The following is a 14,025-nucleotide window of genomic DNA, read 5'->3' as shown; positions in this document are numbered from 1 at the left end:
TTAAAACGAAGTTCATAACGCACCATTATCAAGGGTTTAGTGCGTTAGCGATAGCGTAACGCACCATAGGTATCTTTTCAAAAATCAAACAGTCATCCTATAGCTGTAAATTATACTAATTAAGTAGGTAGGCGTAATCAAATATAAGATCGAACCTCACCTTCAATCCCTCTCCTTACTAAGAAGAGGGAAGCCGGAGGTAGGGTGAGGTTTTATATTTAATTTAACCCACTTACTTAGCTGTGAGGTTGCACAGAACAAGACGGTTAAAGCCTTATTACAAGGACACAGGGATGAAAAAAATTTTTAATTTCTGTTTCGAGGTTGAATTTTATCTAAAAATCGCTATTAGTTGCACAATTGTTCAGCAAGTATTTTATTGGCTATTACACAATATAGAACTCAACTTTATCGCTCAGGTTTTGTTATACTGGCTTGTTGGTTCTGTCTCATTTTATAGCATTGGTCTTTTCATCGAAAAGGTAATTAAAAAAAATGATAATTTGAGAGAGAAACTAACTGCCAGAGTTAAGAAAGTTAAAAAACAACCATTTCCTTCCTTGACTGCCAAAGGCATTATTACTGGAGAAATCAAAAGTCTCATAGCAGCTTTAATTATTCTCTATTTAGCGCCAGAGGTAAATAGAGGAAATAGTTTACTCTTAAACTTTGGATGGTTCTTGATGAGAATAATTGCTGCTGATTTCTGTTTTTACGTTTCCCATTCGCTACTTCACAGAAAATTCTTGCAGAAAATCCATCTGAAACATCATGAGTTCGCCGACTCATCAAGTTTTGTTGCTGGACATAAGAGTTTCACGGAATATATTATTGTTACTATTACAGACCTTTTACCTATTTTTATATTTGGGTATGATATAACTCAGTTATGTGCTTGGACTATTATAGGCAATGCTTACAACCTAGAAGGTCATAGTTCTTTATCAATATTTTTTGTCCCATCAGATTTTCACGATCTTCACCACAGTTGTTTCAAAGGAAACTATGGAATTCAAGGATTTTGGGACAGGTTATTCAATACACTAAATCCTCCGACAAAGAAGCCAGGAATTATGTTTCCTGTGGCTTCTTTGGAGCAGATGGCGATGAAGTCGTCTAAGAATTTGGATTGAGTAGCTTATAGCGAATCCTATTGTCAAATTAATTCAGACTACTGAATTATGTTTGATAAATTACCACCCCATTGTTCCGGGACTACCTTTAAATGGCCCGACAATATCAGTAGTAATCCATCCCCCGTAAAAATCACCAGGTTGAGACATAACTAGCTCGTCATTTACATAGCAAGCATCCATTAAACTAGGATAAAAAGCATAGTATTCTTGAATCGTTACAAAATCAGGTGTGGGTTCAAGATATCGCCAAGCAGCGTTATTTATATACTTATCACCAACGCTGATATCATAATATTGACACTTACCTTTCCATTCACACCAAGTTTTTTTAGGTGTTTCTATCAGATATTCTAGTTTAATGTCTTCTGAAGGAAGGTAATAAGAAGGAGGATGGCTAGTTTCTATGACTCTTTTAGCTTTACTTGTTTCTGCTAAAACAATACTATTAACAATTATCCGAATTGATTTGTTGCTATCTTCTAAACGGGCCGGACGGGGATAATCCCAAACTGACTCTTGACCGGGTTCTGGTACGATTGGATTTGGTCTCATTCTCAGTAATCTCCTTTTAAATGTCTTGAGCAATTCTAAAACCGGCGTGTTGATAAAAGTAGGGACGAAACCAGTTACGATAGCTTGGTAATGCCATTGAACCATTAGTAGCCCAAGAACCACCGAGCATCATCTGATGTTTATCATCAAAAAAGGGTGCTGCTTGATCTTCATAAAGCGGATGAGGTTCAAATCCTGGTAAGGCGTTGAATGTGTCCCCCAACCATTCCCAGACGTTTCCTCTAAGATCGTAAAGTCCAGAAGCGCTATTAGCTGGTTTGAACATTCCCACTGGGCTGGGGGAAATGAATTGTAAGTTGAGATTATAGTTACTTGAGAAGTGGTTATCCTCAGAGGTAAGTAAGGCTTGATTCCATTCAGCTTCAGTCATCAAGCGGGTTTCTGAGCCTTGAAAACGACAAAATGCGATCGCTTCGTAGTAATTGACTTCCACAGGCCAGTCTAAGGGTAAGTCTATCTCGTCGAATGTGGCTCGATAACGGTAGCCATCGTGCGACGGTATCCAGAATTTGGGATGTTGGGCGTTGTAGAGTTGCTTCCAATCCCAAGATTCAGCATTCCAGTAGTCTGGATTGTTGTAACCACCAGCTTGAACGAATTGCAGATATTCTCCATTACTGATTAAATATTGACTAGCTAAAAATGGTTTGACTTCCACAATGCGATCGCCATATTCGCTATCCCAACCGAATGTAAGATCGTTCTTGGGTTTTCCTAGTTTCACCACACCACCGGGAACCCGGCGCATTTCATTCTTGGGAATATTCCCCTTGCTAGGTGCATAATCCCAACCTTGGGGACATTTAAGGCGATCGCTAGGCAATTGACGCACCAGCATCGAAGAGGTTTCAAAGTGAATGCGACTATGTTCTATTCCCATGAGCAAAGCCCAGAAGGGATGCTGTTGATGAATCGGGAGATCCAGGGAAGTATTTTGAATTAGATTTGCGATCGCTTCTCGTGCTTTGTCTCGATATTGCCAAACTTTTTTTACATCAGGCCAGCTAACCCCTTTCATCGCCGCGTCGAGTTCTGTGGGTGTTTGTGGATCGACTCCCATTTCAAATAGGGTTTCGTATTGGGAATTAATTCCAGCTTTGATTAAACCAACGCTAATTAACTTGTTGATGAAAAAAACGGCTGAGTGACCTAGATAAAAGATTAGAGGGTTTCTTAAAGGATCGGGGTTCAGATAAAAAGTTTCTTCTCCGACCAAACTTTTCATGAGTGTTTCTTCAAGTTCCCAAGAATTTTGGAAGTAGTTGAGCAGGCTTTGTGAACTGCAATCATTGAGTGTAGGGACTTGAGTTGATGTCAGTTTGTTTATCGTTGAAACTAAAGCCATGATATTTTTGACAGGAGATTAATTGCACAAATTACATAAATTATGACTGATTACAAGAAAAAGTGTTTTTGATCACATTTTTTGGATCGCTGCGATCGGGTAATTTGCTCAATTTATAAGTAGAAAAGTAATGTATTTTTAAATACTTAAACTACGTGTTGCCAGAATAATATAAATAATGTAGCGTTCAATTAGTTGTCTTTACTGAGTTTCAGATGATATCCCCGTTAGGGGAAGTGGTTATGGAAAGGGCATAGTTTCTGCACTTGCGATTGTTCTTCTTTGGGTTTCCATCCCCGTTAGGGGAATTGGTTATGGAAAGTTGTAGGTTTTGCTTCGGAAAATCTTAGTGAAACAAGTGTTTCCATCCCCGTTAGGGGAAGTGGTTATGGAAAGCATCGTTTTTTTCCGGATTCGGCATGGGGGGAATTATGTTTCCATCCCCGTTAGGGGAAGTGGTTATGGAAAGTGGATCGACTAACATCTGCTACTCTTATGCAGAGTTTCCATCCCCGTTAGGGGAAGTGGTTATGTAAAGCAAGGAGACAAAGTGTTGGAAAATCGTGATTATACATTGTTTCCATCCCCGTTAGGGGAAGTGGTTATGTAAAGCTTTTACTAAAGCAGGTTTTGGAATTCCAACTGACTTCGAGTTTCCATCCCCGTTAGGGGAAGTGGTTATGTAAAGAGGAAAACAAGAAGTTGCAGCTCATAATTACACTGGGAAGTTTCCATCCCCGTTAGGGGAAGTGGTTATGTAAAGTTACTTGTTGAAAAAACAGGCAGAATTAAATGAAGCTAAAGTTTCCATCCCCGTTAGGGGAAGTGGTTATGTAAAGAGTTCACTTCTGGAAGCCTTACTAGGAGAGTGTTCCAGACCCCCTATTCGACACCACTTTTAATAATGTCAATAAATACGATCAAATTGTCAATAAGAGATGGATTTTTTAGCCGGAAACCCTTACTGTACAAGTAATCGACACCAGTCAACGAAGTTATGCGGTTTTTAAGGTTCTGAGGAGTGGTGTCGATGAACTTCAACACACTGAATAAACAGTAAAATATACTACCTTAAACCTGTCAAGTATTTAATAGATAAATTAACAATTGTGAGCCGGGTAAATTTATCTAGAACAGTTTGAAAACTAATTAGAGAAGCAAACAGCGATGCCTTCACAATAGGCATCGCGGATTTTAGATCAAATCTAAAATCCCAAATCGAGTTATCGATTCACCGCCGCCGCTTCTCGTGCTGCTGCTGCTTGATCTGGGTGGATACCCAAGCGAGTGAGATTAATCCGACCTTTGTTATCAATTTCCCGCACTTTGATAATCACTTCATCGCCCACCGCTACTTCATCTTCAACTTTGCCAACGCGGTAGTCAGCTAGTTGTGAAATGTGGATCATCCCTTCTTTCCCAGGCAGAAATTCCACAAATGCACCTATCGGTATAATCCGAGTAATGCGTCCGGCGTAGACATCCCCTTCGTGTAACTTGCGGGTCATGCCTTGGATGATGTTTCTGGCTTTCTTCGCCTTGTTCTCATCTACAGCCGAAATTGTCACGGTGCCATCATCTTCGATGTCAATTTTCGCACCAGTTTCTTCTGTAATCCCCTTAATAGTCTTACCACCAGGCCCGATAACCAGACCAATCATGTCTGAATCAATCTTGATTGTTAACAGACGTGGGGCATAAGGTGAGGTTTCAGTCCGTGGGGTGTCGATGCAGGCGAGCATTTTCTCCAGAATGTGCAACCGGGCTGCTTTGGCTTGGTGGACGGCTTGGGAAATAATATCCAACGATAAACCGGAGATTTTCATATCCATTTGCAAGGCGGTAATTCCGGTATCCGTCCCCGCAACTTTAAAGTCCATGTCGCCCAAAAAGTCTTCAATGCCCTGAATGTCGGTGAGGATTCGCACTTCGTCCCCATCCTTAATCAGACCCATTGCTGCGCCACTGACGGGTTTGAGAATTGGTACACCAGCATCCATGAGGGCGAGGGTGGAACCGCAGACTGAACCCATTGAGGTGGAACCGTTGGAAGAAAGTACTTCCGATACGATGCGAATCACGTAGGGAAACTGTTCTTTTGAGGGTAACACAGGTAGGAGCGATCGCTCTGCTAATGCCCCATGACCGATTTCACGCCTTCCTGGAGAACGCATTGGCTTGGTTTCCCCGACTGAGAAGGGCGGGAAGTTGTAATGATGCAGATAACGCTTATGTTGGTCTAACTGCATATCATCGTTGAGGTTTTGGGCATCCCCTGGCGTACCCAAGGTACAAGCAGATAATACCTGAGTTAGTTCTCGGTTAAATAAACCGCTTCCGTGGACTCGCTTTGGTAAGACACCAACTGAACAAGAAACACGACGCACTTCATCGAGTTTACGACCATCAACACGAACGTCATCTTCGATGATTTGCCGCCGCATGAAGTACTTAGTAATATCTTTAAAAGTGTTACCAAGTGCCTTGCTATTTGCAGTTGCAGCAACTCGAATTGGATCTTCTTCTGGAAGTTCCTTAATCGTCGTGGCAATTTCATCCTTGACGACATCTAAAGCTGCATCGCGTTCGGGTTTGGTGAAGGTAAATTGAGAGAGGATTTTCTTAATCTGGCTGTTAGCGCGATCGCGGATATAATTTTCTAGCGTCTGGTCTACCTTTGGTGGCGTTCCTTGCACTATTACTAGACCCAGTTCTGCGACTAAATCTTGCTGCGCTTTGATTAAATCCCGTACTGCTTCATAACCAAAGTCAATCGCCTCGATGATATCTCGTTCTGGCAACTGATTGGCTCCCGCTTCCACCATGATTACCCCATCTGGTGAACCGGCTACTACCAAATCCAAATCTCCGGCTTCAATTTCTGCATAAGTGGGGTTAATAATGAAATCATCTCCCACTAAACCAACGCGAACTGCTGCCATTGGCCCATTAAAAGGAATCTGAGCCATCAGGGTAGCGATGGAAGCGCCTGTAACTGCTAGTACATCGGGTGGAACTAACTCGTCCATCGATAGCGTTAAGGCGATAATTTGCAGGTCATCCCGTAACCATGAGGGGAACAAAGGGCGCATGGGACGGTCTATTAGACGGCTGGTGAGAATTGTTTTTTCTGGTGGACGACCTTCGCGCCGCATGATCCCGCCGGGAATCCTACCAGCTGCATATAGCCTTTCTTCATAGTCTACTGTGAGGGGAAGAAAATCAATGCCTTCTCTGGCTTGCGATCGCGTAGCTGTCACTAAAACGGATGTGTCCCCTGATTCTATCAAAACCGACCCACCTGCCTGGGGAGCTAGTAAGCCTACTTTCAGTCGAATATCCCTTCCATCGAAGGATATAGACTTATCAACTTCTGCCATTCAGTTCTTTTTCCTTCTCTTTCGCTATTCTCTTTCTGTGGCAATCCTAACATTTATGCACTAGGGCTGACTTCTAGTACATACAAAGATAAGAGTTGTCTTCACCCCAAAGCACGATACATCATCAGCGCGTCTACCACCTGTTCGTTATCCAGCTTCGCCGCACGTGGAATTCGTCCAATAATCTCAAATCCTAACGATTGCCAAAGGGTAATTGAAGGTATATTAGTTTCAAAGACCAAATTGAACATTACTGCCTCGTAGCCAAGGTTTGCTGCTATCAAGAGCATCGCCTCCCCCATGAACCGCCCGATCCCCTGACCGCGTAACCCAGGTTGTACAATAAAACCAGCGTTGCAAATATGGCAACACCGACCGGGGAAGTTTGGTTTTAAATAAAACGCCCCTAGTATTTCTATTGGTTTGTGTGTACCATCCTTACCAGATGTCCTGACAACAAAGGCATCCTTGCTTAACCAGTAAGTTGAAAATTCTGCCTGAGATAGAGGTTGCTTTTGAGGATAAGTTTTGCCTTCAACAATTACACCATTAAGTAATGCTCTGACAACCTCTTGTTCTTGAGGATGCATATAATCTAGTTCTACTATTATGTTATTTTTTATAACTTTAACTAAGGGAAAATCCATTATTAATAATGTTTATGCAGAATGATTAGTTGAAAATATTATAAATGTTATTGAGAATGTAATAGCTAGAGTTTTTACGAGTTAAATTATTTAATTTTACGAAAATCTGAGTAGTTAGCAAATGGCGATTTTACACAGTAATTGGTTATTAAAAAGTCAAAAGAGTTGTTTATTTATTTGGGGAGAAACATGGCGATCGCCACGAGCGAATTTTGAGCCTAATGGATCTGAAGATATTCCGGTACATCCATTGGCAATGACATCGTTTGAGTTAAGCGAGTGGTTGGTTTCCCAGAAAATGGCGATTACCAACTTTATCCAAAAACCTCAAGTTGCGAATGCTACTACTGGACGAACACGTAAAGCCGCCAGTACGACTGAGATAAAATTACCAACGCATTCGCAAATCATTGCCCTACCAACTTATATCCCAGAAGAAAGTGCAGAAGGAACATCTGCGATTTTCCCCGTACATTCTGCCAGCTTGGGATTAGAAACAGACTCCCCGCAATATTTGCAACCGTGGCGAGTTGAGGGTTTTTGTCTCAACCCCAGCGAAGCAGTAAAATTTCTTGCTGCTATTCCCCTAAATGCTGCCAAAGGTGAAGATGCCTTTTTAGGAGGAGATTTACGTTTTTGGTCGCAAGTTTCCCGATGGAGTTTAGATTTAATCTCGCGGTGTAAGTTTTTACCAAGAATTGACCGACAATCAGATGGTGCGTTTGCTGCTAAATGGCAAGTACTTCTAGATAGTGCTATAGATGGAACTCGGCTAGAAAAATTTTCTGCGGATATGCCGTTGGTTTGTCGCACGTATCAAGAAAGTGCTGAGTTAGGAGTGCTGAGTGCTGAGTTGAAAGAAAAAGACTCAACACTCAGCACTCAGTACTTAGCAGTAGACTTCCCCATAGAACCTCAAGAATTACTTTTGGGATTTCTCAACAGTACGATAGATGCCCAAGTGCGAGAAATGGTGGGTTCTCAACCTCCAATTGAAGCTAAAGCGATCGCAATTGCGGTGCGTCAGTGGTTGCAAGGTTTAACCAGCGAATCTTATGCAGTGAATGCAGATACCATTGAAGTAGAACGATTAGAAGCGGCACTAAAGGCTTGGACTATGCCGCTACAATACCAATTAACTCTTAAAACTCTATTTCGTACCTGTTTTCAACTGCGTTCTCCAGAGTCAGGCGAAACAGATTGGACATTGGCGTATTTTCTGCAAGCGGCTGACGATCCTGAGTTTGTGGTGGATGCAGCAACTATTTGGAACAATCCAGTTGAACGATTGGTTTATGAAAATCGGACAATTGAGCAACCACAAGAAACATTTTTGCGAGGTTTGGGGGTAGCTTCTCGATTGTATCTTGCGATCGCACCCAGTTTTGAATCCGAATATCCCCAATCTTCTCATCTCACTCCTATCCAAGCTTATGAATTTATCAAGGCTGTAGCTTGGAGGTTGGAAGACAGTGGTTTAGGAGTAATTTTGCCTCCCAGTTTGGCAAACCGCGAAGGATGGGCGAACCGTTTGGGTTTGAAAATTACTGCCGAAACCCCAAAGAAAAAGCAGGGACGTTTAGGATTACAAAGTCTGCTAAATTTCCAATGGCAATTGGCAATTGGTGGACAAACTATTTCCAAAGCCGAGTTTGATAGACTTGTGGCTTTAAATAGTCCGTTAGTGGAAATTAACGGCGAGTGGGTAGAATTGCGGCCGCAAGATATCAAAACAGCCCAAACTTTTTTTACCACTCGCAAAGATCAGATGGCGCTTTCCTTGGAAGATGCCCTGCGTTTCAGTACAGGGGATACCCAGGTAATTGAAAAATTACCAGTGGTCAGCTTTGAGGCATCTGGGGCATTGCAAGAGTTGATTGGGGCGTTAAGCAATAATCAAGCGATCGCACCTTTACCCACACCAACGGGCTTTAAAGGGCAGTTGCGACCGTATCAAGAACGAGGTGCTGCTTGGCTGTCATTCTTAGAACGTTGGGGCTTAGGCGCGTGTCTCGCAGACGATATGGGACTCGGTAAAACTATTCAGTTTATTGCTTTTTTGCTACACCTTAAAGAACAGTATACACTAGAAAATCCAACACTGTTAGTTTGTCCAACTTCTGTTTTAGGCAATTGGGAAAGGGAAGTCAATAAATTTGCACCAAGCCTGAAAATTTTACAATATCACGGTGACAAACGCCCAAAAGGTAAAGCATTTTTAGAAGCAGTAAAAAAACACGATTTAATCGTTACCAGCTACTCACTGCTTCATCGAGATATCAAGTCATTAGAAAGTGTATTTTGGCAGATAATTGTTTTAGATGAAGCCCAGAATGTGAAAAATTCAGAAGCGAAGCAGTCAAAAGCAGTACGGCAATTACAAGCAACGTTTCGCATTGCATTGACGGGTACACCTGTAGAAAACAGACTGCAAGAACTCTGGTCTATTTTAGATTTTTTAAATCCCGGATATTTAGGAAATAAGCAATTTTTCCAGCGTCGGTTTGCCATGCCAATTGAAAAGTATGGAGACACGGCTTCATTGGGTCAATTACGTTCATTAGTTCAGCCATTTATACTGCGGCGATTGAAAAGCGATCGCGACATCATTCAAGATTTGCCAGATAAGCAAGAAATGACTGTATTTTGCGGTTTAACTGGCGACCAAGCCACACTTTATCAACAAATTGTAGAACAATCTTTAGCAGAGATAGAATCTGCTGAAGGATTGCAACGCCGGGGAATGATTTTGGCTTTACTAATCAAACTTAAACAAATCTGTAATCACCCAGCCCAATATTTGAAACAAGCGACATTAGAGCAACATAATTCAGCCAAACTTCTGCGGCTAGAAGAAATGTTAGAAGAAGTTTTAGCTGAAGGCGATAGAGCTTTAATTTTTACACAATTTGCTGAGTGGGGTAAATTACTTAAACCCTATTTAGAAAAACAGCTTGGGCGAGAAATATTCTTTTTATATGGTAGCACCAGTAAAAAACAACGGGAGGAAATGATCGACCGTTTCCAACACGATCCCCAAGGTCCCCCAATTATGATTCTTTCTCTGAAAGCGGGTGGAGTAGGACTGAATTTAACACGCGCCAATCATGTATTTCACTTTGATAGATGGTGGAATCCAGCCGTGGAAAATCAAGCTACAGATAGAGTATTTCGGATTGGTCAAACCCGGAATGTGCAAGTACATAAATTTGTTTGCACTGGCACTTTAGAAGAAAAAATTCATGACATGATTGAAAGTAAGAAACAACTAGCTGAACAAGTTGTAGGTGCTGGTGAAGAATGGTTGACAGAACTGGATACAGACCAACTTCGCAACTTACTAATACTTGATCGCAGTGCAGTAATTGACGATGATGCAGAATAAGTTTGTAGTAAGGACTAAAGTCCTTGATTTGAGCGCTAAAGCGCTCACTACAAACCCTCAAAACTAGTGCGGCACACTACTAAGTTTTTAAATTAATTATGACTAATTACACATTACAAGCAAGCCGAGAATGGTGGTCACAACAATGGCTAGATTTGCTAGATTCCTATCGCTTTAAAAAGCGTTTAGAACGTGCGAGAAACTATGCTCGTCAAGGAAACGTTTTGAGCATCGAATTTAAAGGTGCAAAAGTATTAGCTAGGGTGCAAGGTAGTGAAGTAGAACCTTATAAAGTTTCCCTTTCCCTTGAACCTTTTAGCGATGAACAGTGGGGTTATGTAATTGAAACCATGTCCCAAAGGGCAATTTTTGCCGCAAAATTACTAGCAGGAGAAATGCCACAAAACATAGAAGAAATGTTCACAGCGAATGGTCTTTCTATATTTCCTTTTACCCTTGGTGATGTCCAAAGTAAATGCTCTTGTCCTGATAAGGCAAATCCCTGTAAGCATATTGGTGCATTGTACTATCAGTTAGGCGATCGCTTCAGTGAAGACCCCTTTGTATTGTTTCAATTACGCGGACGCACTAAAAAGCAAATTATCAGCGATTTACGCCAATTACGTAGCGCCAAAATTCAACCCAATACCATAGAAACGCCCGATATTCAACAGTCAGTTCCTAATAATAAATACTCGGTAAAAATTGATTCTTTCTGGCAATATAATGAACCACTAGAGTCATCCTTGGTAGTGATTGCACCATCTACTAGCGAAATGGTTTTAGATGTATTAGGAGCAATCCCCCTAGCTAAGGAAGAAGAAAATGCAGTAAATTCAACTTCGAGTGATGTGGTAATGAAGTATTTGAATACAGTTTACAGAGATGTGAGCCAGAAGGCTTTTTTAGCAGCAATGAATGTAGGAGGAAGCTGATAATAATTCGTAATTCGTAATGGGCGATACCCCGCTTCTCTACGAGACGCTGCGCGAACGCTAACGTAATTCGTAATTAGGTTAACTGGGTAGTTCACCTTTTCCGCCTTTTCTTACCCATTCACGCACCGCCTGACGAATTGCCCGTCTGCCATCTGCCCGATTTTGTTCAATCAGTTTTGGCAGATATCGAATTTCTAAAGTAGGAAACACTAAAGTATTCTCTGATTCGACATATTCGCCCTTTTGCAGGTGGTAAATCTTGAGTTCGCCAGAGTCATAACACCAGAGTTCTGGTACTCCCAGACGGGCATAAATGGGAAAACGATTTAGAGATTTATTGGTAATATCAATTTCCAGTGCCAAATCAGGTGGTGGATCTTGTTTCAAATCCAAATCTAATCTACCCCGAACCGTAGCTTCATTCTGGAAATAGAAGCAGTTATCTGACTCTAACCCTGCCATTCGGCTTTCTCGTTTCCAGGTAGTCGAACCATAACTTTCATAGTCTATAGCCAACTCTTCAGCGATGTCTTGAACTGCAATACTAATTACCTCTTTGTAATACTCGTGTTCAGGTAAAGGTGTCATAATTTCTAAAGCGGTGCGATCGTAAGCTAACCGTGCTGCCCGATGTCCCAAGTCTTTTAGAAGATTTTCAAACTGTTGCCAGCTAATGTCATAAAGCATTACTCGGTCTGCTCGATTTTTGGCGACTGTCATTGTTACGACCTCCAGAATGTTTTATTGTCCAAACTCAAGCCTAGCCTGTTCTACCAAATCAGCTGTCACAATCTCTTGGCCAGCTTCACGAGCCAATTGTTCAATTCTAGCTCTAGCTTGAGTGCGGACAAAAAAGGGAATATTTTGTAACTTTTCTTTAGCTTCCGATGTCCATCGCAAAGTCTCAATAAAATTGGAATCGTTCATGGTATTAATGACCTTGGTAAGTTCCTCAATTTAATCAATCGATTACTAATTTTCCTATAAAAAAAGCCCTTGCTTTTACGCAAGAGCTTTTAAATTATTTAGTTGTCAGTGATGAAATAAACTTTACAACCTAATCTAGGTCGTCCATAAACATCACTGGCTCAGTATCACGGTTAATTCCTTTCTCAAAACCACCAGCCGCAGCCCGTGCGCGACCAGCGTGCCACAAGTGACCAACTAGGAAGAAGAATCCTAGTACGAAGTGAGAAGTTGACAACCAAGCACGAGGAGATACGTAGTTGAAGGAGTTGATTTCGGTAGCCACACCACCCACGGAGTTCAAAGAACCCAGAGGAGCGTGGGTCATGTATTCAGCAGCGCGACGAGCTTGCCAAGGCTGAATATCGTTCTTGATTTTTTCCAAATCAAGACCATTGGGGCCACGTAGAGGCTCCAACCAAGGGCCGCGGAAATCCCAGAAGCGCATGGTTTCACCACCGAAGATGATTTCACCAGTTGGAGAGCGCATCAAGTATTTACCTAGACCTGTAGGGCCTTGAGCAGAACCGACGTTAGCACCTAAGCGTTGGTCACGAATCAAGAAGGTCAAAGCCTGAGCTTGAGAAGCTTCTGGGCCAGTAGGGCCAAAGAATTCGCTAGGATAAACGGTGTTGTTGAACCAAACAAAGATCGAAGCAATAAAGCCCATTAAGGAAAGAGCGCCCAAGCTGTAGGAGAGGTAAGCCTCACCAGACCAGATGGATGCACGACGTGACCAAGCAAAAGGCTTGGTAAGAATGTGGAAAACGCCGCCAGCAATACAGATAAAGGCAATCCAGATGTGACCGCCGACCACATCTTCTAAGTTATCAACGCTAACAATCCAGCCTTCGCCACCGAAGGGAGACTTGATTACATAACCGAAGATAACTGCTGGGTTCAATGTCGGATTGGTAATAATCCGAACGTCACCACCGCCTGGTGCCCAGGTGTCATACAACCCACCAAAGAACATTGCTTTTGCTACCAACAGTAGCGCACCGAATCCCAAAATAATCAGGTGGAACCCGATGATGTTGGTCATCTTGTTCTTGTCTTTCCAGTCGTAACCAAAGAAAGAAGAGTATTCTTCTAAGGTTTCTGGCCCACGGACGGCATGATAGATACCGCCAAAGCCAAGGACGGCTGAGGAAATTAGGTGGAGTACGCCAACAACAAAGTAGGGGAAGGTGTCGATAACTTCACCACCAGCACCAACGCCCCAACCCTGCGCGGCGAGGTGAGGTAACAGGATCAAGCCCTGTTCATACATGGGTTTTTCAGGAACAAAGTGAGCGACTTCAAACAAAGTCATCGCTCCAGCCCAGAATACAATCAAGCCAGCGTGGGCAACGTGAGCGCCCAAGAGTTTGCCGGATAGATTGATTAAACGCGCGTTACCAGACCACCAGGCAAAGCCAGTAGATTCTTGGTCGCGTCCAGTGCCGCCTAATATATTTGGTCTATTAGAGAGCGTTACCACGTGGTAATACCTCCTCAGGGAATACAAATTGTTCGTGGGGTTGATCTTGAGGAGCCATCCAAGCGCGGATACCCTCGTTCAGCAAAATGTTTTTGGTATAGAAGGTTTCAAACTCAGGGTCTTCCGCCGCCCGTAATTCTTGGGAAACGAAATCATAAGCCCGCAGGTTGAG

Annotated in this window: 10 protein-coding genes and 1 pseudogene; 3 read left to right on the top strand and 8 right to left on the bottom strand. The window is 42.4% G+C overall.

Annotated elements, in window-relative coordinates; genetic code table 11:
- Positions 1-293: 293 nt before the first annotated feature.
- Positions 294-1,133: a sterol desaturase family protein gene (locus V7K42_RS01250; protein ID WP_334912784.1), complete on the top strand. Its 840-nt coding sequence runs from the start codon at positions 294-296 to the stop codon at positions 1,131-1,133.
- Positions 1,134-1,193: 60 nt separating this feature from the next.
- Here V7K42_RS01250 and V7K42_RS01245 read toward each other — a convergent pair whose 3' ends face one another.
- The 4 genes from V7K42_RS01245 to V7K42_RS01230 form a co-directional block, all read right to left on the bottom strand.
- Positions 1,194-1,688, bottom strand: coding sequence for a DUF427 domain-containing protein (locus V7K42_RS01245; protein WP_334912782.1), 495 nt, complete (start codon positions 1,686-1,688; stop codon positions 1,194-1,196).
- Between the two features lie 16 nt (positions 1,689-1,704).
- Positions 1,705-3,054 (bottom strand): 5-histidylcysteine sulfoxide synthase, encoded by a 1,350-nt coding sequence (gene ovoA / locus V7K42_RS01240; RefSeq protein WP_334912780.1) that lies wholly within the window; start codon positions 3,052-3,054, stop codon positions 1,705-1,707.
- A gap of 1,223 nt (positions 3,055-4,277) precedes the next feature.
- Positions 4,278-6,434 carry a polyribonucleotide nucleotidyltransferase gene (locus V7K42_RS01235; protein WP_334912778.1) on the bottom strand — a complete coding sequence of 719 codons (2,157 nt, stop codon included), beginning with the start codon at positions 6,432-6,434 and terminating at the stop codon, positions 4,278-4,280.
- Between the two features lie 101 nt (positions 6,435-6,535).
- On the bottom strand, positions 6,536-7,081 hold the full coding sequence (locus tag V7K42_RS01230) for a GNAT family N-acetyltransferase (RefSeq protein WP_334912776.1): 546 nt from the start codon (positions 7,079-7,081) through the stop codon (positions 6,536-6,538).
- A gap of 121 nt (positions 7,082-7,202) precedes the next feature.
- On the opposite strand from V7K42_RS01230, the gene V7K42_RS01225 reads away from it, so the two are divergent.
- Both V7K42_RS01225 and V7K42_RS01220 read left to right on the top strand, forming a co-directional pair.
- Entirely contained in the window at positions 7,203-10,466 is a 3,264-nt protein-coding gene (locus V7K42_RS01225) for a DEAD/DEAH box helicase (RefSeq protein WP_334912774.1), read from the top strand.
- A 98-nt stretch (positions 10,467-10,564) separates the two neighbouring features.
- Positions 10,565-11,401, top strand: a complete 837-nt coding sequence (locus V7K42_RS01220; RefSeq protein WP_334912772.1) for an SWIM zinc finger family protein — start codon at positions 10,565-10,567, stop codon at positions 11,399-11,401.
- Positions 11,402-11,482: 81 nt separating this feature from the next.
- On the opposite strand, the gene V7K42_RS01215 is transcribed toward V7K42_RS01220, so the two are convergent.
- The 4 genes and pseudogenes from V7K42_RS01215 to V7K42_RS01200 all read right to left on the bottom strand — a co-directional run.
- A complete protein-coding gene (locus V7K42_RS01215) occupies positions 11,483-12,124 on the bottom strand; it encodes a Uma2 family endonuclease (RefSeq protein WP_334912770.1) in 642 nt (213 codons plus the stop codon).
- A 21-nt stretch (positions 12,125-12,145) separates the two neighbouring features.
- On the bottom strand, positions 12,146-12,331 hold the full coding sequence (locus tag V7K42_RS01210; RefSeq protein WP_334912768.1) for a PCP reductase family protein: 186 nt from the start codon (positions 12,329-12,331) through the stop codon (positions 12,146-12,148).
- Between the two features lie 130 nt (positions 12,332-12,461).
- Positions 12,462-13,853: a photosystem II reaction center protein CP43 gene (gene psbC / locus V7K42_RS01205; RefSeq protein ID WP_334912766.1), complete on the bottom strand. Its 1,392-nt coding sequence runs from the start codon at positions 13,851-13,853 to the stop codon at positions 12,462-12,464.
- Positions 13,837-14,025: pseudogene (locus tag V7K42_RS01200) on the bottom strand (photosystem II D2 protein (photosystem q(a) protein)); the annotation flags it as partial. The pseudogene V7K42_RS01200 and the gene psbC, both read right to left, overlap by 17 nt.

It is taken from the genome of Nostoc sp., from assembly GCF_036917455.1.
Lineage (GTDB): Bacteria > Cyanobacteriota > Cyanobacteriia > Cyanobacteriales > Nostocaceae > Nostoc.
This window is presented reverse-complemented; position numbering and strand designations above follow the sequence as displayed.